This window comes from Sphingomonas sp. Leaf10 (genome assembly GCF_001421245.1).
Taxonomy (GTDB): domain Bacteria; phylum Pseudomonadota; class Alphaproteobacteria; order Sphingomonadales; family Sphingomonadaceae; genus Sphingomonas.
In genome coordinates, this window is the sequence record NZ_LMKE01000032.1 from 43,669 (window position 1) to 64,698 (window position 21,030).

17 protein-coding genes are annotated in these 21,030 nt (G+C 65.7%); 9 read left to right on the forward strand and 8 right to left on the reverse strand.

All coding sequences use genetic code 11. The features are described from left to right. Positions 1–60: 60 nt before the first annotated feature. The 5 genes from ASE59_RS16465 to ASE59_RS16485 form a co-directional block, all read right to left on the reverse strand. Complete coding sequence (locus ASE59_RS16465; protein WP_056458849.1) at positions 61–546, reverse strand: peptide-methionine (S)-S-oxide reductase; 486 nt, start codon at positions 544–546, stop codon at positions 61–63. After that, positions 543–1,751 (reverse strand): ABC transporter permease, encoded by a 1,209-nt coding sequence (locus tag ASE59_RS16470; protein ID WP_056458852.1) that lies wholly within the window; start codon positions 1,749–1,751, stop codon positions 543–545. The genes ASE59_RS16465 and ASE59_RS16470 overlap by 4 nt, the downstream gene beginning before the upstream one ends. A gap of 210 nt (positions 1,752–1,961) precedes the next feature. Next, on the reverse strand, positions 1,962–2,681 hold the full coding sequence (locus tag ASE59_RS16475; RefSeq protein WP_056458853.1) for an ABC transporter ATP-binding protein: 720 nt from the start codon (positions 2,679–2,681) through the stop codon (positions 1,962–1,964). Then, positions 2,671–4,053, reverse strand: coding sequence for an efflux RND transporter periplasmic adaptor subunit (locus ASE59_RS16480; protein ID WP_056458856.1), 1,383 nt, complete (start codon positions 4,051–4,053; stop codon positions 2,671–2,673). The genes ASE59_RS16475 and ASE59_RS16480 overlap by 11 nt, the downstream gene beginning before the upstream one ends. Then, positions 4,053–5,537, reverse strand: coding sequence for an efflux transporter outer membrane subunit (locus tag ASE59_RS16485; RefSeq protein WP_056458945.1), 1,485 nt, complete (start codon positions 5,535–5,537; stop codon positions 4,053–4,055). The genes ASE59_RS16480 and ASE59_RS16485 overlap by 1 nt, the downstream gene beginning before the upstream one ends. Positions 5,538–5,716: 179 nt before the next feature. Between ASE59_RS16485 and ASE59_RS16490 the strand changes: the two genes are divergently transcribed. The 5 genes from ASE59_RS16490 to ASE59_RS16510 all read left to right on the forward strand — a co-directional run bounded on the left by ASE59_RS16490 (position 5,717) and on the right by ASE59_RS16510 (position 14,352). Beyond that, positions 5,717–6,676, forward strand: coding sequence for a diguanylate cyclase domain-containing protein (locus tag ASE59_RS16490; protein WP_082458518.1), 960 nt, complete (start codon positions 5,717–5,719; stop codon positions 6,674–6,676). 792 nt (positions 6,677–7,468) lie between these two features. Then, complete coding sequence (locus ASE59_RS16495) at positions 7,469–9,355, forward strand: Ig-like domain-containing protein (RefSeq protein ID WP_156360139.1); 1,887 nt, start codon at positions 7,469–7,471, stop codon at positions 9,353–9,355. 140 nt (positions 9,356–9,495) lie between these two features. Further along, a complete protein-coding gene (locus tag ASE59_RS16500) occupies positions 9,496–10,788 on the forward strand; it encodes a serine hydrolase domain-containing protein (RefSeq protein ID WP_082458519.1) in 1,293 nt (430 codons plus the stop codon). A 91-nt stretch (positions 10,789–10,879) separates the two neighbouring features. Then, entirely contained in the window at positions 10,880–13,411 is a 2,532-nt protein-coding gene (locus tag ASE59_RS16505; RefSeq protein WP_056458868.1) for a glycoside hydrolase family 9 protein, read from the forward strand. After that, positions 13,408–14,352 carry a DUF1080 domain-containing protein gene (locus tag ASE59_RS16510; protein ID WP_235515820.1) on the forward strand — a complete coding sequence of 315 codons (945 nt, stop codon included), beginning with the start codon at positions 13,408–13,410 and terminating at the stop codon, positions 14,350–14,352. The genes ASE59_RS16505 and ASE59_RS16510 overlap by 4 nt, the downstream gene beginning before the upstream one ends. A 201-nt stretch (positions 14,353–14,553) precedes the next feature. Here ASE59_RS16510 and ASE59_RS16515 read toward each other — a convergent pair whose 3' ends face one another. After that, complete coding sequence (locus tag ASE59_RS16515) at positions 14,554–15,651, reverse strand: DUF3616 domain-containing protein (protein WP_056458870.1); 1,098 nt, start codon at positions 15,649–15,651, stop codon at positions 14,554–14,556. A 292-nt stretch (positions 15,652–15,943) separates the two neighbouring features. On the opposite strand from ASE59_RS16515, the gene ASE59_RS19950 reads away from it, so the two are divergent. Next, the gene (locus ASE59_RS19950; protein ID WP_056458872.1) at positions 15,944–16,477 is read left to right on the forward strand and encodes a hypothetical protein; all 534 of its coding nucleotides are present in this window, start codon (positions 15,944–15,946) and stop codon (positions 16,475–16,477) included. Between the two features lie 207 nt (positions 16,478–16,684). Next, the gene (locus ASE59_RS20430) at positions 16,685–16,888 is read left to right on the forward strand and encodes a hypothetical protein (protein ID WP_200913323.1); all 204 of its coding nucleotides are present in this window, start codon (positions 16,685–16,687) and stop codon (positions 16,886–16,888) included. 307 nt (positions 16,889–17,195) lie between these two features. On the opposite strand, the gene ASE59_RS20435 is transcribed toward ASE59_RS20430, so the two are convergent. Together ASE59_RS20435 and ASE59_RS16530 are read right to left on the reverse strand one after the other, a co-directional pair. Beyond that, on the reverse strand, positions 17,196–17,372 hold the full coding sequence (locus tag ASE59_RS20435) for a hypothetical protein (protein WP_200913325.1): 177 nt from the start codon (positions 17,370–17,372) through the stop codon (positions 17,196–17,198). An 84-nt stretch (positions 17,373–17,456) separates the two neighbouring features. After that, positions 17,457–18,392 carry a DUF4861 family protein gene (locus tag ASE59_RS16530; RefSeq protein WP_056458878.1) on the reverse strand — a complete coding sequence of 312 codons (936 nt, stop codon included), beginning with the start codon at positions 18,390–18,392 and terminating at the stop codon, positions 17,457–17,459. A 194-nt stretch (positions 18,393–18,586) separates the two neighbouring features. Between ASE59_RS16530 and ASE59_RS16535 the strand changes: the two genes are divergently transcribed. Together ASE59_RS16535 and ASE59_RS16540 are read left to right on the forward strand one after the other, a co-directional pair. Further along, on the forward strand, positions 18,587–19,873 hold the full coding sequence (locus tag ASE59_RS16535) for an MFS transporter (protein WP_056458881.1): 1,287 nt from the start codon (positions 18,587–18,589) through the stop codon (positions 19,871–19,873). A 1-nt stretch (position 19,874) separates the two neighbouring features. Then, the gene (locus ASE59_RS16540) at positions 19,875–21,029 is read left to right on the forward strand and encodes a glycoside hydrolase family 105 protein (protein WP_056458883.1); all 1,155 of its coding nucleotides are present in this window, start codon (positions 19,875–19,877) and stop codon (positions 21,027–21,029) included. Position 21,030: the final 1 nt, after the last annotated feature.

Sequence of the window (21,030 nt, forward strand, 5' to 3'; positions counted from 1 at the left end):
CCCACCCCCAGCCCCTCCCTTGTCAGGGAGGGGGGCTATTTCGCTGCGTTTCGGTCGGCCCTATTCCGGGCGGACGACATGGCCGAACTGCGCGCGCAAGAAGTCTAGTTTCGGGTCGATATAGTGGCGGCAGAAGGGACGGTTCGGGTCGGTCCGGTAATAATCCTGGTAGCGATCTTCGGACGGTTTGAAGTCGCGAAACGGCAGGACCAACGTCCGGGCCGCTTCGCCGCGTTCGGCCGCGACGCGGGCGATGACCGTCATGGCGACGTCGTCTTGACCGGCTTCGCAGACATAGACGGCGCTGCGATAGCGGCCGTTCGGGGAATAGGTGCCGCCGCCCGAATGGGTGCGCAGATGCACTTCGATCAGCGTATCGAGCGGCAGGATGGCGGGGTCGAAGGTCGCGACCACCCCCTCCGCCCATGCTTCGGCGGGTGGATCGGATCGCAGGAACCCCTGATCGACGCGATCGACGCCGTGCAATGCCTGCACGACGCCTTCGGTACACCAATGACAGCCACCGCCCAGACCGATGCGCATCATTCGTGGCGCAGCGCGTCGATCGGGTTGAGCGAGGCGGCGCGGCGTGCCGGGAAATAGCCGAACACGACTCCGATCAGCGCCGATACGCCGAACGCCAGCGCATTGACCTGCGGCACGAACAGGAACGGCAGGTCGCTGGCGAGCGACAGGCCTGCGACGGCGGCCTGCGCGATCAGCAAGCCGATCAAGCCGCCGAGACAGGACAGCGCCACCGCCTCGACCAGAAACTGCAGCAGCACTTCGGATGCGACCGCTCCGATGGCGAGGCGGATGCCGATCTCTCGTGTACGTTCGGTCACCGACACCAGCATGATGTTCATGATCCCGATGCCGCCGACCAGCAGGCTGATCGCCGCCACCGCCGACACGATCGTCGTCAGCAACGTCGTGGTGCTGGTGATGGTCGCCGAGATTTGCGCGGTGTCGAAGATGTTGAAGTCGTCTTCCTTGCCGCCCGAGATGTTGCGGCGTTCGCGCAGCAACTGGGTCAGCGATTGCTGGACCTGTCCGCCGTCGTAAGCCGGGTTTACGCCTACGAGGATCAGGCGGATGTCGCGATTGCCGGTGAAGCGGCGCTGCACCGTCTTGATCGGCATGATGACGACATCGTCCTGATCGCCGCCGAACCCGGCCTGTCCGCGTGTGCTCAAGGTGCCGATCACGTCGCAGCTGACATTGCCGATGCGGAAACGGGAACCCACCGCCTCGCCGCCGCCGAACAAATTGGTGCGCACGGTATTGCCGATGATGCACACCGCCTTGCCCGCCGCTTCCTCCGCCGGGGTGAAGGTGCGGCCCGATACCAGCGGCCATGGCTGGACGGTGAAATAGGCGTCGGTGGTGCCGTTGATAGTCGTCGACCAGTTGGCGCCGTTATAGATGGCGGTGGCGGTCGACTGTGCTTGCGGGGCGACGGCGGTGACGCCAGCGATCTGGTCGCGGATCGCTTCCACATCGGCCTCGTCGAAATCGGGCGGACGCGGACCGCCACCGCCGCGACCGAAGCCCTGTCCCGGGCGGACCTGCAGGATGTTGCTGCCGAGGCTGGCGATGTTCGACTGGACCGCGCTGGTGGTGGCTTGGCCGAGCGTCGAGATGGTGACGACCGCCGCAACGCCGATGATGATACCGAGCGTGGTCAGGAACGAGCGGAGTTTGTGGCGCAGGATCGAGCGGATCGCGAGGAGGAAGGTGGTGCCTAGCATCCGGTTATCCTCTCCGGTCCATGACCATTTGGTTCGAGCAGCTTCGAGCTTGTCGAGAAGCGTCCGTCGAGAACGGCCTGCCCGGAGCGGAGCCCACACAGGTCGCCCCAGCGGAACCCCGTTCTCGATACGCGCTCTCGACAAGCTCGATCGCTACTCGAACCGAACGGATTGCGTGGGGAACCAAACGGCGTTGTGCGGTGAGGGTGGTCACTCCACTGCCTCCCCCTGCACGTGGTGCGCCTCGATCCGTTCGACCAGCCCGTCCTTGAAATGCACCACCGTCCTTGCGAACGCGGCCATGTCGGGTTCGTGCGTCACCATCAGCACGGTGATCCCGCTGCTGCGGTTGAGGTCGGTCAGCAAATGCATGATCTCGACCGATCGTTCGGAATCGAGATTGCCGGTCGGTTCGTCGGCGAGCAGCACGTCGGGATTGGTGACGATCGCGCGAGCAATCGCGACGCGTTGCTGCTGGCCGCCCGACAGTTCGGCGGGGGTGTGGTCCCACCATTTGTCCAGCCCGACCTTTTCCAGCGCCGCCATCGACGCCCGCCGTCGCTCCGCCTTGGCATCGCCGCGATAGAGCAGCGGCAGTTCGACATTTTCGAGCGCGGTGGTGCGGCTCAGCAGATTGAACCCCTGAAACACGAAGCCGAGATAGTTGCGGCGGAGCAGCGCGCGCTGGTCGCGGTTCAGCCGTTCGACATGGTGGCCGCGGAACAGGAAGGTGCCGTCGGTCGGCACGTCGAGACAGCCGAGAATATTCATCGTCGTCGACTTGCCCGACCCCGACGGCCCCATCACCGCGACGAAATCCCCCGCCGATATGTCGAGGTCGACGCCCTTCAACGCCTGAAACTGCGTCGCGCCCTCGCCATAGCTTTTGGTGACGCCGCGTAAGGCGATGAGGGGCGCGTCAGTTGCCACGCGGACCCCCGCCGCCCTTGGCTGCGCCGCCCTTGCTGCTCTTGCCGCTGGGATCGGCCAGTTGCGCGGTGATGACCTTCATGCCGGGGCGTAAGTCGCCGCCGGTGACTTCAGTCAGCGCGCCGTTGCTGTTGCCGGTGGTGATCTGCACCGGCTGCGGTTTGCCGTCGTCGCCGAGGATATAGACGGTCTGTTGCGATCCGCGCCCGATCGTCGCCGCCTTGCCAGCACCACCGTCGCGCCGCCGCCGGGGCGGGCCAAAGGCGCTGGCCAGGCCGCCGCCACCCGACGCCGCATCGCTATCCTGCGGCCGGAAGCGCAGCGCCGCATCGGGGATCAGCAGCGCGCGTGGGCGCTCCAGCGTCACGATCTCGGCGGTCGCGGTCATGCCGGGGCGCAGTTTCAGGTTCGGATTGGCGACCGACAGCGTTGCGGCATAGGATACGACTTGTCCGGTGGTGCTCGCCGCGCTGGTCGTGCTGCTGCTCGACGACGACTGCGCCGACAGGTTCGAGCCCAGATCGACGCGGGTGATCTTCGCCGGGAAAGTTTCCCCGGGGAAAGCATCGACGGTGAAGTCGGCGCGCTGGCCGTCCTTGACCTGTCCGACGTCCGCTTCGTCGATCGCGACCTCCAGCTTCATCTGGCTGAGATCCTCGGCGATGACGAACAGCGTCGGGGTGTTGAACGATGCGGCGACGGTCTGGCCGGGTTCGACCTGTCGTGCCAGCACCACGCCGTTGACCGGCGAGCGGATGATCGCGCGGTAGCGCTGGGTCTGGCTGGAATTGAGCTGCGCGCGGGCGGCGACGACATTCGACTGCGCCTGTCGCACGCCGGCTTCGGCGCGCTGCACCGCCGCCTGTTGCGTCTGAAGTTCGGTGGCCGACGGCACGCGCCCGCCCGACAGGCGGCGGACTTCCTCCAACCGCTGCAACTGGGCGCGGGCTTCGGACAAGGTCGCCTGTGCGGTCGCCACCTGCGCCCGATTGGCGTTGACCTGTGCCTGCCCCTGGCGGATCGCGTCGTCCAATTGTTCGGGATCGATCAGCGCCAGTGGTTGCCCGGCGCGGACGCGGTCGTTGACGTCGGCGACGACCTGCGTGACAAGGCCCGACAGCTGCGATCCGACCTCGACCTGATTGGTCGGCGCCAGCTTGCCGGTGGCGGAGACGGTGACGGTGAGCGGTGCCTGTTCGATCACGCTCGTCGCATATTTCGGCGCATCGTCGCCCTTCACGCAACTGCGCACCGCCAGCCCGAGCAGGACAACGCCCAGCGCGATCAACGCCCATTTCAGCCATTTGCGCCAGCGCGGTTGCGCCTTCACGCGCAGGAACTGATCGAGATCGGGGTCGGTCGGATCGGCCATCAGCGGTCCTCGGTATATTGGGCGCGGTGGGGGGCAGGGGCGGTGACGGGGTCGGGGATGGCGGCATCGCGCCATCCGCCGCCCATCGCGGTCATCAACTGCACCAGCGCGGTCGCACGGTCGGCGCGCGCCTGCACCAGCCCGTTCTGCGCCGACAACAACGACGACTCCGCCTGGTTGAGCGTGGTGAAGTCGGTCAGGCCCGATCGATATTGCAGCCGCGACAGCAGCGCGAAGTTGCGCGCGGCGTCGGCGGCGACGGCGAATTCACGCTCGCGCGCGGTGGCGCTGTCGAGCGAGACGATCGCGTTCTCGACATCCTCCAGCGCGGTCAGCACGGTTTGTTTATACGCGGCGAAGGCGGCGTCGGCGGCGGCGCGCTGGCCCCGGACCTGCGCGCGCAGCCGGCCGCCGTCGAAGATGGTCTGCGCGATCGAGGCGAACAGGCGACCGTTGATGATGTCGGTCAGCGCGGTGAACGACGTCGCATTGGTATCGACCGTCCCGCCAAGGCTGAGCGCGGGATAGAGTTGCGCGGTCGCGACGCCGATCTGCGCGACGGCGGCGGCGAGATTGCGCTCGGCGGCCAGCACGTCGGGGCGCAGCCGCAGCGTGTCGGCAGGAATGCCGGTGCCGATCCGGGCGTCGGCGGTGGGGATCACGGCGCCCTGCGCCATCGCCGTCCGCAGCGCGCCGGGCGCCTGTCCGGTCAGCACGCCCAGACGCGCGACGGCGGCGGCATAGCTCGCCTCGATCTGCGGCAATTGCGCGGCGGTCTGCGCGCGGGCTGTGCGCGCCTGTTCGACGTCGAGCGAGGAGACGAGGCCGGCCTGCACCCGGAAGCCGGCGATCTCCAGATTATCGTCCTGCAACGCGATCGAGGCGCGGGCATTGGCGAGCTGCGCCTGCGCGAGCCGTGCGGTCAGATAGTTGCGCGCGATCTCCGACTGGACCGACAGCAGCACCGTCGCATAGTCGTAGCGGGTGGCATCCAGCTGCGCCCGGCTCGCTTCGATGCCGCTGGCGATCCCGCCGAAGATGTCGGCGGTGTAGCGCGCATCGCCCCCGACCGAGAAACTGTCCGACGCGCCGATATTGCGCTGGACGATGGTGCCGTCGGGCAGGGTGGTGGTGCCGCCGCCGCCGCGCAGCACTTCGAGGCGCGAATAGCTGCCCGAGGCGGACAGCTGCGGGAACAGCGACGCGCGGCTCTGCACCAATTGCTCGCGCGCCTGCCGCAGCCGGGCGACGGCCTGCGCAACGTCGAGATTGTCGGCGGCTGCCCGGTCGACCAGTTGGACCAGCAACGGATCGTCGAACCGCGCCCACCAGCGCGTCAGATCCTCGCGCGGGGCCTGCGTGCGCGCCACCGAAAAGGCGGGCGGCACGCCCAGCGCGGCATCGACCGGCGCGCGATACGCGGGTCCGGTGGTACAGGCACTCGCCAGCAACGCGAGGCCAAGTAAGGCGGTTCGACGCAACATCGATAAACGATATGTCGGAACCGAAGCGTCGTCCAGCACGAAACTGTCGCAGTTTGTCGCGATCGTTCCCGGCGTGACATGATCCGAAACGGAGCCGATACCCGCGCAAATCCGCGACATGGTAGCCCGCCGTTAACGCCATTGCGGTAAGCTTTGTCTCAACCGGGTGAAAGTGGCGAATGAGCATGGCGGATGGTATCGGCGCACGGGCGCTGCGGTTTCTCGATGCGCAAAAGCTGGACCACAGTCCGGACCATTATGCGTTCGCCTATCGCTACCTGAAGGGTGTCGACCGGGAATTTTCGGACGCGGTCGATCGCGAGATCGAGGGCGGGGTGCGGCTGCGTGAGGAAGCGGTGCGGACGCTAATGCCCGAAATCGTGTCGCCCTTTGCCGACGGCACGTTCGATCGGCTGACGATCCAGCTGCTCGAACTGCTGACCAAGGTCGCATCGGCGACCGGCGGGCTGAATCAGGACCTGACCCGTACCGCCGCCGAACTGGTTTCGGCCGAACCGCAACAGATTCAGCGGCTGGTCGTATTTATGATCGAACGCACTGCCCAGGCGGAAAGCTCGCTGTCGGCGGCGCTGCAACAGGCGCAGGTGCTGCGCGACACGCTGAACGGCGTGCGCGAGGAGATGGGGCGCGATCCGCTGACCGGTCTGCCGGGTTGGGAAGCGATGGTCGAGCGGCTTGATGCGTGCCTGACGGCGATCGGCCATTGTTCGGTGGCGGTGGTCGATATCGACCAACTCGACGAATTCGTCGCGACGCACGGGCCGGCGATGCGCGACCGTGTGCTCAAGGCGGCGGCCATGACATTGAAGGACGCCTGCGCCCCCTATCAGGTCGGGCGCTGGGGGGACACGTCGTTCCTGACGGTCATCGACGAACCCGATCTGGCGACCGGCATCGCCCGGCTGGAAAGCGCCTGCGCCGAAATGGCGGCGCGCCATTTGAAGATGCGCGAGACCGACGAACCACTTGGACAGGTCACGCTGTCGGCCGGCGTCGCGACCAGTCGCGGGCGGTTGCCGCGCGACGTGACCAAGGCGGCGGTGCGCCTGTCGCGCAAGGCCCGCAAACAGGGCGGCAACCGCGTACTGGCCGAACCGCGGCTGATCGAGATCGGCTGACCTTTCGGCGCCGGTTGAACGCTTCGGTCGCACGGACATTCAGCGGCTACCGCGTTGTTCAAGATCGGGAATGCGTCACCTTCCCTCGCGGCCTCACCCACCCGCGACCCCTTCCTTGTCAGGGAGGGAAGAGATTCAACGGTATCCCGTCGCCGATCAACCCAAGTAATGACGCTGGTCGTTACTTGCGACGTACGGCGACAGGTGCGCCGTTGGCGGATCGCTCCATCGCCGAACGATCGTGTCGCAACAGGGTGGGAAATGTAGCGCCCGGACGCCCGTCGCCTGGCTCGACAACCGGGGTTCCCAGCCTTTTCCGCGCTGCAACGAGCATCGTCGCAAGTATGCGATTTGATGTGATATTATCACGCATTGCGAATCATGGTAAATCGGTCGGCAACCTGCGGGACGATGCTTGCCGACAGGCCGGCAAATCCCTGCCGATGGCGTCGTTTCTCGTACGACGAAGCGGTGGAATCCGTCGATGAACGGCGCCGTGTCATTTTGGTTCCGTTGACTGTGCCAATTTGGCGCGAATCTTGAACGTCTCATCGCCGGACTATCGACGGTACGGGGGGCTTCGCTTAGCGCCACAATAACGACAACGAACTTCGGGGTCGTGCTGATGGCGCGATGAATAACGCGATCGGCGGTTCCTACCTGTATCGTTGTAACAAGTATTTCCAAAAGTCGGATTATGGATCGGCGGAAAGCGGTGTGGCTGTCTTCGGGCAGTGTGCCACCGCATGTTTGGCAACAATCTGAATCGAAGCATTTCGAGCGGGGATTTTGATGACTATTTCTAGCGCGGTTTCTAACGGTGAACTGTTCTTGCAGGGTACCTATCTCGGGATAGGGATCAACGAATGGGGTGGCCTTGGCACGACCAAGAACGCTCCAAAGGGGTATGACACCGATTCCGATTCCGGCTTTCTGCGGGTCGGCATGTTCGCCGATCTCGACGGATTCAATAAGGGGTCGAGCACGACGCTCGACGATGCGCTGCTGCAGGGCCGCGCGATCGAAGGGTTCAACGTCGGCTATAATATCGGTTCGACGAAGGTCGTGCAGAGCAACCAGCTGCTGACCGGCTATTATCAGGTCAAGGGCACGCTGAGCGATGCGTCGAGCAAGTCCAATGCCGTCGCCAACTGGTCCGGTTCGACCAAGGACGATCTGGCCATCGTGCAGACGATCACCCTGGCCGATGACGCGAAGTATATCCGCATCGACGTGATGCTGACCAACAAGTCGTCGTCGACCATGAGCGACGTTCGCTACATGCGCACCGCCGATCCCGATCAGTCGGGCAAGTTCGCGACGGCGAACAAGATCGAGCAGCAGGACGACAACGGCGCGCTGGTGACGGCGATGCTGCAGAAGGACACCCCCTTCTTCCTGTATTCGCAGGATTCGCGCGCCGACGCCTCCTTCTACGGCTTCGTCAATCTCGATCCCTATGCGTCGAAGGCAACCTCGCAGGCGGCGGGTTATGCCAAGACCATCGACGAGACGCTGAACCTGACCTTCAGCCTCGGCACGCTGAAGGCGGGGCAGTCGACCAAGATCACCATGTATATGGGCGTCACCAACGATCTGAAGGCGACGATCTCGGAAATCGACTCCGGTACCGGCACCAAGCCGTCGCCCCCGCCGCCCGTCGAAAACCTTGCGCCGATCGTCGGTTCGGACGCCTTCAATGGCAAGGAAGACGGCCGCCTGTCGGGCAACGTCCTGTCGAACGATCGCGATCCCGAGGGCAAGGCGCTGAGCGCCAGCCTGGTCGATGGCCCCAATAACGGCACGATCCAATTCTCGGCCGACGGCTCGTTCGTGTATGTGCCCAAGGCCGGTTGGAGCGGCAGCGACAGCTTCGTCTATGCCGCGTCGGACGGCGTCAACAAGACGAACGGAACCGTCAAGCTGACCGTCGAGGCTGCGCCGATCATCATCGACCCGGTAGTCGACCCGGTGCTCGACCTGCTCCAGAACTACAACATCATCAACGGCAGCGGCACCGCCAACGAAGTGCTCAAGGGCACGACCGGTTCGGACGCCTTCTATTTCGAAACCGGCGCCTCGTCGGGCAACGACCGGATCGTGAACTTCGGGTCGGACGATCTGCTGGTGATCGACAAGAAGCTCTACGACTATAATAACGACAACTATATCGGCCTCGCCAACAACCGCGTCCTTCTGGACGCCAGCGGGGACACGGTGCAGATCGAGGGCGTGTCGGCGCTGCGGCTGCTCGGCAGCGATGGTGACGGCAACTTCATCTACCGCGACGACAGCATCCGTCCGCGCGGTGCGAAGGAAGGAACGTTCGGCGACAACGTGTTCTGGGGCGATGCGGCCGACAACACGAAGAACGTGTTCTTCTTCGACACGCGCCTCGGCGTCAATCTGGGCAATGACACGATCAACCGCTTCGGCAAGCACGACCTGATCGTGACCACGACGAAGCTGTTCGACGGCAACAACGACGGCATCATCATGGGCAGCAAGGGCAACATCTCGCTGCCCGACGGCACCGGCTCGATCACCATGACCGATGTCGACGGCAATGCGCTGACCAAGGTCGAGTATGACGGGTCGGTCACCAATGACGGCGTGACCTATTACGTCTATTCGCTGATCGGATCGGACGCCGGGGTCGGTGGCCTCGTCCTCGCCTGATTTGGTAACATAAACTGCCGAAACGGACGTCGATGCGCTGGCGACAGTGCATCGGCGTCCGTTTTCGTCTGTGCGACAAACACGCTGGTCCGCGCCCCGTGCGTTCCGCTATGCAGGCGGCAACGATAAGGGGAGGGGTCATGTCGCTGAAATTCTGGAGCCGGTCGCTCGCGTCCGCGACATTGCTCGCCACGCTGCCGGTACTTGCCGTCGCCCATGCGCATGGTGCCGCACCGCATGCCCGCCAGGCACCGGGCGTCTCCGCCGAACGGATGGCGCGGCTGTCGGCGCTGCTGAAATCCTATGTCGATCAGGGTCGGATCGCCGGCGCGGTCGTGCAGATCCAGCAGGACGGCCGCACCGTCTATGCCGATGCGGTCGGCTGGCGCGACAAGGAGGCGCGCGATCCGATGCGGCAGGACGCGATCTTCCGCATCGCGTCGCAGACCAAGGCGCTGACCAGTGTCGCCATCCTGATGCTGATGGAAGAGGGCAAGCTGTTACTGTCCGATCCGGTCGGCAACTATCTGCCCGCATGGGAAAAGACGACGGTCGCGGTCGCCGATGACAAGGGCGGTTATGACGTCGTCCCCGCCAAGCGCGCGATCACCATCCGCGATCTGCTGACCCACACCGCCGGTATTTCCTATGGCAATGGTCCGGCGGAAAGGGCTTGGCGCGATGCCGGCATCTTCGGTTGGTATTTCGCCGATCGTAACGAACCCGTTGCCGATGTCGTCGAACGGATGGCGGCGCTGCCGATGGCCGAGCAGCCGGGCACGAAATTCGTCTATGGCTACAATACCGATATCCTGGGGGTGCTGGTCGAAAAGATCAGCGGACAGAAGCTCGACGCCTTCCTGAACGAACGGCTGATCGTCCCGCTGGGGATGCGCGACACGTCCTTCTATTTGCCGCCGGCCAAGGCGGGGCGGCTCGCGACCGTCTATGCCGCCGACCCCGCCGGGGTGCGCCGCAATCCCGATCCGGGCAGTTGGGAAGGCGGCGGCCATGTGGGGCAGGGTCATTATCTGCGGGGTCCGCGCGTCGCGCTGTCGGGCGGGGCGGGGCTGTTGTCGACGGCGGCGGATTACAGCCGCTTCCTCGAAATGCTTCGGCGCGGCGGCGAACTGGGCGGGCGGCGCTATCTCGGGCGCAAGACGGTCGAGCTGATGGTCAGCGACCAGTTGGGCGACATCCCCTATGAACCGGGCAAGGGGTTCGGGCTGGGCTTTCGGTTGCGGACCGATCTGGGCAAGGCCGGCGAGCCGGGATCGGTCGGTGAGTTCGGCTGGGGCGGCGCCTATCACAGCAGCTACTGGGTCGATCCGGCCGAGCGGATGACCGTCGTCTACATGACGCAGCTGCTGCCCGCCGGGAATATCGACGACCATGGCAAGCTGCGCGCACTGATCTATCAGGCGTTGCAATAGCACTTAACCCAAGATAGCGAACGATTTCATACCCTTGCCAAGCCTCGTTCGCCGCTTATGGTAGCGGTAACGAAAAGATCGGGGAGAGGGTATGACCGTGCGTTGCTTGGGCGGGTTGGTTGCTGCGTTGCTCGCATCGAGCGCGCCGGCATCGGGACAGAGCGCGCCAGCGGCCGCGCCCGAATTGCGGATCGACCGGTCGGACTATTTCGAAGCGCCCGGTGTCAACTGGCTGGTGTTTTCGAACGTCAATGAAGGGCTGTTCGCCGATGCCAAGATCAGCGGCGTCGAACTGATCCAGCAGGGCGTGCGCACCGCGACCAACGGTGATGTCCGTCTCGCCGCGACGCCGGGGCAGTGGGACCCCGCCGGCGCCTTTGTCCGCCGCCGGGTCGACAAGGCGGCGGGCGTGATCGAGGTGGCGATGCGCTATCCCGATTTCGATTATACGGTCCGGGCCGAGCGGCGCGGCGGGAAGGTCGTGCTGTCGGTGATCCTCGACAAGCCGCTGCCCGCGGCGATGGTCGGGAAAGCGGGGCTGAACCTCGAATTCGTGCCGTCGGCCTATTTTCATCGCAGCTACACCGCCGATGGCCGGGCGGCACTGTTCCCGCGCTATCCGGCCGATGCGATGACACTGACGCCCGAGCGCAATCTGGCGAGCGGGCGCAGCGACGGCCCCGGCGCCGAACCGCAACCCTTCGCCACCGCGCGCAACCTGTTGCTCGCCCCCGAAGATCCCGCGCACCGCGTTGGCATCGCCACGCGGGAAGGCTCGTTGGCGCTGTTCGATGGGCGCAACCAGGCGCAGAATGGGTGGTATGTCGTCCGGCAACTTCTGCCCGGTGGTCGAACCGGCAAGGTCGTCGAATGGACGCTTGACGCGACCAGCGTGCCCGACTGGCTGCGCCCGCCGGTGATCGGCCATTCGCAGATCGGCTACCGCGCCGATGGCCCCAAGATCGCGACGATCGAACTCGACCGTGACGACAAGCGGGCGCTGAAACCCCGGCTGTTGCGGCTGAACGCGTCGGGCAGCTTCGTGGCCGTTCCCGGTCCTGTGGCGAAGGACTGGGGCAGCTATTTGCGCTATCGCTACACCCAGCTCGATTTCAGCGGCGTCACCACGCCCGGCACCTATGCGATCGACTATGGCACGACGCGCAGCGCGCCGTTCCCGATCGGGCCGGACGTGATGGCGGGCATCTGGCACCTGACCAACGACGTCTATTTCCCGATCGCGATGGACCATATGGCTGTCAACGAAGCGTACCGCGTCTGGCATGGCGACCCACACCGCGACGACGCGCGACAGGCGCCGCTGAATCACGAACATATCGACCTGTATCGGCAGGGACCGACCACCGACACGCGGTTCAAGCCCGGCGAGCATATCCCCGGCCTAGCGGTCGGTGGATGGCTCGATGCCGGCGACTTCGATATCCGGACCCAGACCCAATATCAGGTCGTGCGGCAACTGGTCGATGCGTGGGAGACGTTCGGCATCGATCGCGATACCGTCGCGGTCGACTGGGACGCGCGCAAGGTCGAGATGCACGTCCCCGACGGCGTGCCCGACATATTGCAGCAGATCCGCCATGGCAGCGTGCAGTTGCTGGCGCAGTTCGACGCGGTCGGCCATGCGATCCACGGCATCGTCGAACCCGATGTCGGCCAATATACCCATCTGGGCGACGCGGCGAGCAAGACCGATGGACTGATCTACGACGCCAGGCTCAAACCCTATCAGCGCGCCTATGATGCGAAGGGCGGGCGCAGCGGCACGCCTGACGATCGCTGGGCATTCACCAGCAAGGCGACGGCGCTGAATTACGGATCGGCGGCGGCGCTGGCGGCGACAGCGCGGGCGTGGAGGGACCGCGATCCGGCCTTTGCCAAACGCTGTCTCGACCGGGCGCAGCGCGTCTGGGCGGACGAGCATTCGCACGCGCCCGATACCTTCCGCCACGGCAACACCACCGGCGGCCCGATCGAGGAGGAGGAATTCACCGCCGCGGTCGAACTGCTGCTTGCGACCGGCGACCAGCGTTATGCCGATCGGGTGCAGGCGCTGACCCCGGCGATGCTGCGCCGATTTGATGGCACCGCGACGCTGATCGCGAAGGTCGTGCCGCACATGCCGGCCAGCTACCGCGCTACGATCGAACCCGCCGCGCGCGACTGGGCGAAGCGGGCGGCGGCTATGAAGGCAGCCAACCCATTCGGCGTGCCGATCACCGCCGGAGGCTGGGCAGGGAGCGGCGCGGTGCTGGGCTTCGGCCTCACCGCCGATGCACTGCACCGCGTGTTCCCAACCATCGTCGACACCGCCCCGGTGCTGCGCGCGCTCGACTTCATCCACGGTCATCATCCGGCATCGGCGAAGTCGTTCGTGTCCGGGGTGGGCGCGGAGTCGAAGGAGGTCGCCTATGGCAGCAACCGCGCCGATTTCTCGTTCATTCCCGGCGGGGTGGTGCCGGGCGTGCTGCTGCTCAAACCCGATTATCCCGAGAACCGCGACGACTGGCCGTTCTTCTGGGGGGAGAATGAATATGTCGTTCCCGAAGGCGCCATGTACCTGACCCTTGCCAACGCCGCCGCCCGGATCGGGGGTGGCAAGTGAGCGTGTGTCGCATCGCCCTCGCCGTGCTGCTGCTCGCCGGCCCGGCGCTGGCGCAGGACAGCAAGAAAACGGCGCGTGCCATCGCCGGCGCACCGGTCGCGACACCGCAGCGGCTGACGCTGGTCGATATCCCCAAACCGACCGGCCTAAAGATCGCGCTGTTCGACGGAAAGAGCCTGAACGACTGGGAACCGTGGCTCGGCTATGCCGATCCGGCGCTGACCTATCGCAACCCGCCCGACACGCCGGTCGGCATGAGCCGCGATACAAAGGGCGATTTCGCGGTGCGGATGGTCGATGGCGCGCCGGCGATCTGGGTGAAGGGCAAAACCTGGGGCAGTCTGGTCCACCGCGCTGACCTCAGCGACTATCACCTGCGCTTGCGCTTCAAATGGGGGCAGAAGACCTATGCCCCGCGCGAGACGCAGCCGCGCAACAACGGCCTGCTGTACCACACGCACGGCGCGCCCGGCGAAGTGTTCGGAACGTGGCGACCGTCGGCGGAGTTCGAGATCATGACCGGATCGACCGGCATGATCGTCGCGGTCGGCGGCAAGGTGCGCGGCCATACCGAGGTTGCCTTCGACCCGACGCTGATCGCGCCGCACCTGCGCTATCGCGCGGGCGGACGCACCATCGATATCGTCAACGGCACCCCGACCTGGAATGTCGAGGCGGCGACCGATGCCGAACGGCCGGTGGGCGAATGGAACACGCTCGACCTCTATGTCGTCGGTGACCGCGCGGTGCATGTCGTCAACGGCGTACCGGTTGCCGAGGTGCGCGACCTCGCCACCATCGCCGCCGATGGCAGCCGGCAGCCGCTGATCCATGGTCGCATCCAGTTGCAGTCGGAGGGGGCCGAGACGTGGTTCCGCGACATCACCGTCGAGCCGATCCGGGCGCTGCCGCGCATCGTGGTCGGTGGGGCGGGGGGATAGGGTCTGGCCTTCGCGAAAGTTGGGTCTTCAATCCAAACTACATCGTACCCCGGCGAAGGCCGGGGTACAGTTGGCAAGGCTTTTCGGTAAGGTACGAACGTCCCCCAACCGGGCCCCGGCCTTCGCCGGGGCACAGGAACAACAGTTTCGCAGAGGTCTCGCCTCCGCGGGGGGTACGGGATCACCTATTTCGTCAGGTCGTCAGCCATCGCGGTCCGGCAGGCGGAAACGGTCGCAGGTCACGCCGTTCGCCGCCCGATCGATCCGCGCGGCGGCGGGGCTGTCGCAGATCACCAGCAGGTCGCGGCCGCCCTCCGGCCGCTCAATCAGCACCAGTCCCTCGGGATGATCGTCGCCACGGCCGAAGGGCAGGTCGATGATCCGTTCGGGCCGGTGCCGCCGCACCACCTGTTCATGCTGCGGCGGATCGCCCAGCCAGTCCTTCCAGCGATAGACAGCGCACGGCCCGTCCAGCCCGGTGGTGGGTCCGGCGAGGATCAGCAGGTCGGCCCCGTCGCGCTTCAGGTCGCGGATGCCGAGGCCGTCCAGTTCGAGGACGCGGACGTGCATCGGCCCCAGGATCTTGAGCCGCCCGGTCCGCGTCGGGACCACTTCCAGTTCCAGTAGCACCGCATAGCTCTGGATCACCGGCCCGCGCATGCCGATGGCGATGCGGTTGCCCGCGACCGCGATCCCCTCCAGATCGACGCCGCCCTCTTTGGCGGCGATGCGGGTGAAGGGGCGGAGCAACGGGCTCTCCTGCAGCATCCGCGACAGCCGGTTGCCATATTTGGTCTGGCGCAGCATGCCCGCGCGCCGGTCGCCGTCGCGCTTCACCGGCCGGACCGCGCCGTCGGTTTCAGGATCGGGCGCGAGCGGCAACCGCGCCAGCAGGCAGCGCGGCCGGGTATGTTTCAGTGTCGCGAACCTGGTCAAATCGATGCGATCGTCGCCTTGGCTGCCGATCTTCGGGCGGGTCCGGGCATGCGATCCCAGCACCCACAGCCAGCCATTCTCCTCCGCCAGCCCTTCTATATCCGCCTCGCCCGATGCGTCGAGGTCGAGGATCGCGTCGAGCGGAAAGCGGCGGTGCTGCGCCCATTGCCCGTCGCCATCCCCGACCAGACGTTCGAGCCGGACGCCTTCATCGCTGCCGAGGAACATCGTCCGACCGTGCCGCGCCGCCGCCGACAAATCGAGCGCCGGGTCGTCGGCAGCCCCGCGTTCGGCATCGAGGATCAGGCGCTCGACGCCCGCCGGGGCGGTGGTAGCGGGCCAAGGGGTCGATGGGTCGGGCATGGGCGAAACCTTTCGCGGACGAACGGCATTGTTCCGGTTGGTCAGGCTAGGGACCATCGACCGTTCGCGAAAGTCCCGATCTCGGTCGAAAACCGCTCTGACCAGCGAGCGACCAGCGCATCGGTTTGCGGTAGTCCGACTAGCCAGCTCGATCCGGAGCGCACAGCGCGCAACAATCGGTCGGTCCGTCCCGGCAAGCCATGAAACCTGCCCCGGACAGCTGCAACTGCGGAACTTCATACGCCCCATGCCATCAATACTCGGACAGATAATAGGTGCATGGGGAGATGGCATGGTCGGCAAACGTGTCGCCTTCTGGTGTCGGGGACTGCTGGCAGCGGCTACGCTCGGCACGGCGGCACCCGCCATCGCGCAGTCGAACGACGCCGAACTTACCGTTCGTACCGACCGGCCGGGTTCGACGATCGATCCCGACATCTACGGCCAGTTCGTCGAGCATCTCGGCCGCGGGGTCTATGAGGGGATATGGGTCGGCCCGGATTCGCCGATCCCCAACACCCGCGGTATCCGCAACGACGTCGCCGCCGCGCTTCGCAAGATCAGGGTGCCGGTGATCCGATGGCCGGGTGGCTGCTTCGCCGACGCCTATCACTGGCAGGATGGGCTCGGCCCGCGCGATCGCCGCCCCGTCGGGATCAACAGCGCGTGGAACGAGACGCCCGAGACCAATCAATTCGGCATCCGCGAATTCATGGATTTCATCGAACAGGTCGGCACGAAGCCGTTCGTTTGGACAAACGTCGGATCGGGCAGCGTCCCCGAAAAGCGCAGGCTGATGGTCTGTTACTCGACCCGCAACGGCTAGGGCACGATCGACGGCGACATCATCAAGGTCGGCGACAAATACCATCTGATCTATGTCGCGCACGACAAGCCCGGTTATCTCCGCCAGGCGGTGTCTTCGAAGATCAACCGCGACTATGCCTATGACGCGACAAAGGTCGATTCGGAGACCGTCGCCACCGAAGCCCTCACCGTCTGGCGCCGCCATGGGACCAGCACCTAGGTGCTGATGTACGACGTGTTCGGTGCCAAGCCGGTCAACACGATGGGCTTTTCCGAGACGGCCGATTTCAGGACGTTCAAGGATATCGGCCGTTTCAACGAGGCGCGTTCGCCGATGAAGGCAGCCAACTTCGTTCAGGCCAAGCATGGTGCGGTGGTTGCGATCACGCCGGCGGAAGCGCGCAAGCTGCAGGCCCATCTCGCGCACTGAGCCGCCGCGCGTCGGGTAAGGGCGTAAAGCGGGCTTGGGAGGTCGGCCGGAGTTGCTGCGTGGCAGCGAGACAAGGTTCGACGGACCATTGCCGCATTCGCCGACCCTCGCACGAGCGAGCAGGCGACCGCCGTCGTGGGCAGTCTGGTCGATCAGGCGAATGCATTTGTCGTGCAGGTCGCTCGGTTCAACTGGATAAGGCTGTAATGAACGCACCGGCTCACGCAACGGCAATAGCGGGCGACTGGTAGGAATTGCAGGATCGGCGAACCGGGCGAGGGCGTTCACCAAACCGACCAAGCGGTAGCTATCGATCCTGCCGCATCCGTGCAAAAGCGCGTCCGGTGATGCCGCAAACCAGCAGCGCGATGCCGAAACCGATCGCGGCACCCCAACGCGCGGCTGCCGGACCAGCGATGAGTCCGCCAAGTGCGAGGCCGACGATCGGCAGGATCACGAGCAAGAGACATCCGATTGCGATCATCGATCAGTCATCTACCACATCCGGACGGATCCTCCGTCGCATCGACGGACCTGGTGACACAGGACGCCGGCAACCGATCAGGGATCAACGGGGTTGGGCTGTTCGAGTCGCCAGCCGGAAGTCCAGTGCCGTCCGGCGCGCATAATCGCTCCAAGCCGCGGCCGATCGGAATCCGCCGACGCCGCGGCTCCACGCCGAGCCGCCGTAATAGACGAGGGGCTGGCCGGGGTTGGCGTTGAGCAGGATCAGATAGTTGTCGCTATCCTGCCGGATGTCGACGATCGTGGCGGGATCGACGCGCAGGGCAAGGCCCAGCGTGCCATGCTCGGGATTTTCGGGTCCCCAGAGCGCGATCAGGCCGTGGGCGCGGTCGATCGTCACGGTCGGATTGTCGCCGCCCGCACGCTTCGACAGGCCGATGCCGATCGTCAGCGGTCCCGGCCGGTCCGAACGGATCGTCGATTCCATCCGCGTGAAGTGGGTGCCCATCGGCAGGGTGAAGCGGCGCGTTTCCCAGACCCGGCGACCGACATCGACCGGCCATGGCGCATAGTCGACCTCGAACGAAGCGACCTTTCCCCCGGTCTGGAGGATGCGGTGGGCGACGAAGTTACGCGAGGTCCACAGCTTGTTGTCGAACCAGATGCCGAGGCCGCCCATGCCGCGACTGGTGCCGACATTGTAGAAATCGATACCCTCGCCATGAAAGCCGTGCTGGTCGCCGGTGCGAAGCTGCCGGTCCATGAACGGGCGCGCGACATTTTTCCCCCACGCATCGATGCCTGAGCCGGACGGTGGCTCGACCGCTTCGAGCGCATGGCCGTAGATGCGGTGCGCGGTCCGGTCGTTTTCCCACAACAGGTCGTCATGGCGATAATCGGCGAGGATCACGCGCGCGCCCGGCGTCCGGTCGGCGGCGGGGGGTTCGGGCAGAGGGCTGACGACCGGCGGGAGCGGCACATCCTGTCCCGGCGCGGTGGCCGCGGTCAGCAGGGCAAGCAGGGCGATCGATCGGTGCATGAGCAGTGAGTCCCGCGAGTTGACGACCGGAACGTAGCTTCAAAAAATTGATACGACAACAGGTCGGTCCGGTTGCTGCGATATGGCGTTGTTAGCGAATGCGCTCACGCATCATGCCTCCTAACCGTTGACATCCTCAGCAGAGTTATCCTACCAATTATCGCGACCGGAACGATCCGGCGGGGAGGGTTGCCGTGACCGGGACGAACAGCAGTTTGGCGGGCAACGCCGGTTCGTATCGCTGGACGATCTGCGCCCTGCTGTTCGCCGCGACCGCGATCAATTACATCGACCGGCAGATGATCGGCGTGCTCAAGCCGTTGCTACAGGCCGATCTGGGCTGGAGCGAGCGGCAATATGCAGACATCGTGTTCTGGTTTCAGGCGGCCTATGCGATCGGCTTCCTCGGTATCGGGCGGTTCATCGATCTGGTCGGACCGCGCATCGGCTATGCGCTGGCATTCGGGTTCTGGACGCTGGCGCATATGGCGCACGGGCTGGTGCATAGCGTCGTACAATTCGCGGCGGTGCGCTTCGCACTGGGGCTGGGCGAGTCGGGCAATTTCCCGGCGGGGCTGAAGGTCGTCGCCGAATGGTTTCCGCAGAAGGAGCGGGCGTTCGCGGTCGGCGTGTTCAATGCCGGGGCCAATGTCGGGGCGATCGTTACCCCGCTGCTCGTCCCGGCGATCGCGCTGACCTATGGCTGGCGGATGGCGTTCATCGCGACGGGTGTATTCAGCATCGTGTGGCTGGTGGCATGGGTCGCGATCTATCGCCGTCCGCGTGAGCATGCCCGCGTCGGGGCCGCCGAACTGGCGCTGATCGAAAGCGATCCGATCGCACCCGCCGGGCATCTGCCATGGCGGCGGCTGTTCGCACGGCGCGAAACCTGGGCCTATGCCATCGCCAAGTTCATGACCGATCCGATCTGGTGGATGTTCCTGTTCTGGCTGCCCGATTTCCTCGGCAAGCGCTACGGGCTGGACCTGAAGGGCTATGGCCCGCCGCTGGTTGCGATCTATGTCCTGTCCGATCTGGGCAGCGTCGCCGGCGGGTGGATGTCGTCGCGGCTGATGGCACGCGGGCGCAGCGCCAATGCCGCGCGCAAGCTGACGATGCTGGTCTGCGCGTTGGCGGTGCTGCCGATCGTGACCGTGCAATATGTCGATCACCTATGGGGTGCGGTGTTGCTGATCGGGCTGGCCACCGCCGGACATCAGGCGTTCTCGGCCAATCTGCTGACGCTGCCATCCGACCTGTTCCCGCGTGCCGCCGTCGCATCGGTGGTGGGCATCGGCGGCACGGCGGGTGCGATCGGGGGCATGCTGATCGCGCAGTTCGTCGGCCATGTGCTGGAAGCGACCGGCAGCTATGCCCCGATCTTTGCCGTGGCGGGCGGCGCCTATCTGTTGGGCCTGCTCGCCATCCATGTGCTCAGCCCGCGCCTGACGCCGGTGCATATCCCTGTCGTGGAGAAGTGAGATGAAGAGCGTATCGCTGTTGGCGCTGGTCCTCGCGGGACTGCCTGCCACGGTATCGGCGCAGACCCCGGCGCAGGCGACCGCCCCGGCGCAGCAGCCGCTGGTGCTGGCCGAAAAGGTCGCGCGCTGGCAGTTGGCGCGGATGGGCGACCTGTCGCAGGTGTCGCGCGTGACCGACGAGACCGCACGCCCGCGCAGTTGGGAACAGGCGGTGTTCTGGGTCGGCATGACCGCATTGGCCGATGCCGGCGCACCGCCCACGATCGGGCAGGCGGTGCAGGCGATGGGCCGGCGCAACGAATGGCAGCCGGGGCACCGGCCGTTCTTCGCCGACGATCATGTCATCACCCAAAGCTATCTGTGGGCGGCGAAGCATGGCGCGGGCGCGGCGGCGATCGCCCCGACCAAGGCGACGTTCGACAAGGTGCTGGCGCAGCAGCCGCGCGTGCATCTGTCCTTCTATGTCCCGCCATCGGGCTATGGCGATACTGCCTGCCTGTCGCGGTGGTGCTGGTGCGATGCGCTGTTCATGGCGCCGCCCGCGATGCTCGAACTGGCGCGGCAGACCGGCGATGCGCGCTATCGCACCCATGCGATGGCCGAATGGTGGGCGACGACCGATTTCCTGTATGACGAACAGGAAAAGCTGTTCTTTCGCGACAGCCGCTTCTTCGAACGGCGCGACGACAAGGGGCGCAAGCTGTTCTGGTCGCGTGGCAATGGCTGGGTTTTTGCCGGCATCGCCCGGTCGCTGCCGCTGTTGCCCAACGGGAGCGCCGATGCGGTTCGGATGACCGCGCTGTACCGGGCCATGGCCAAGCGTATCGCGGCGTTGCAGAAGCCCGACGGCTATTGGGCGCCGTCGCTGCTGGCGCCCGAAGGATCGCCGCCCGAAACCAGCGGTACCGGCTTCTTCACCTATGGCCTCGCCTGGGGGATCAATGCCGGGCTGATCGATCGGGCGACCTATGAACCGGTCGTGCGGCGGGGCTGGGCGGCGCTGGAACGCGCGGTGCAGCCCGATGGAAAGCTGGGCTATGTCCAGCAGGTCAGCGACCGTCCCGAACAGGTCGCGCCGGGCGACACCCAATATTACGGGGTCGGCGCGCTGTTGCTGGCGGCGACCGAGGTCGCCCGGCTGAACGGCCGGCGTTGAG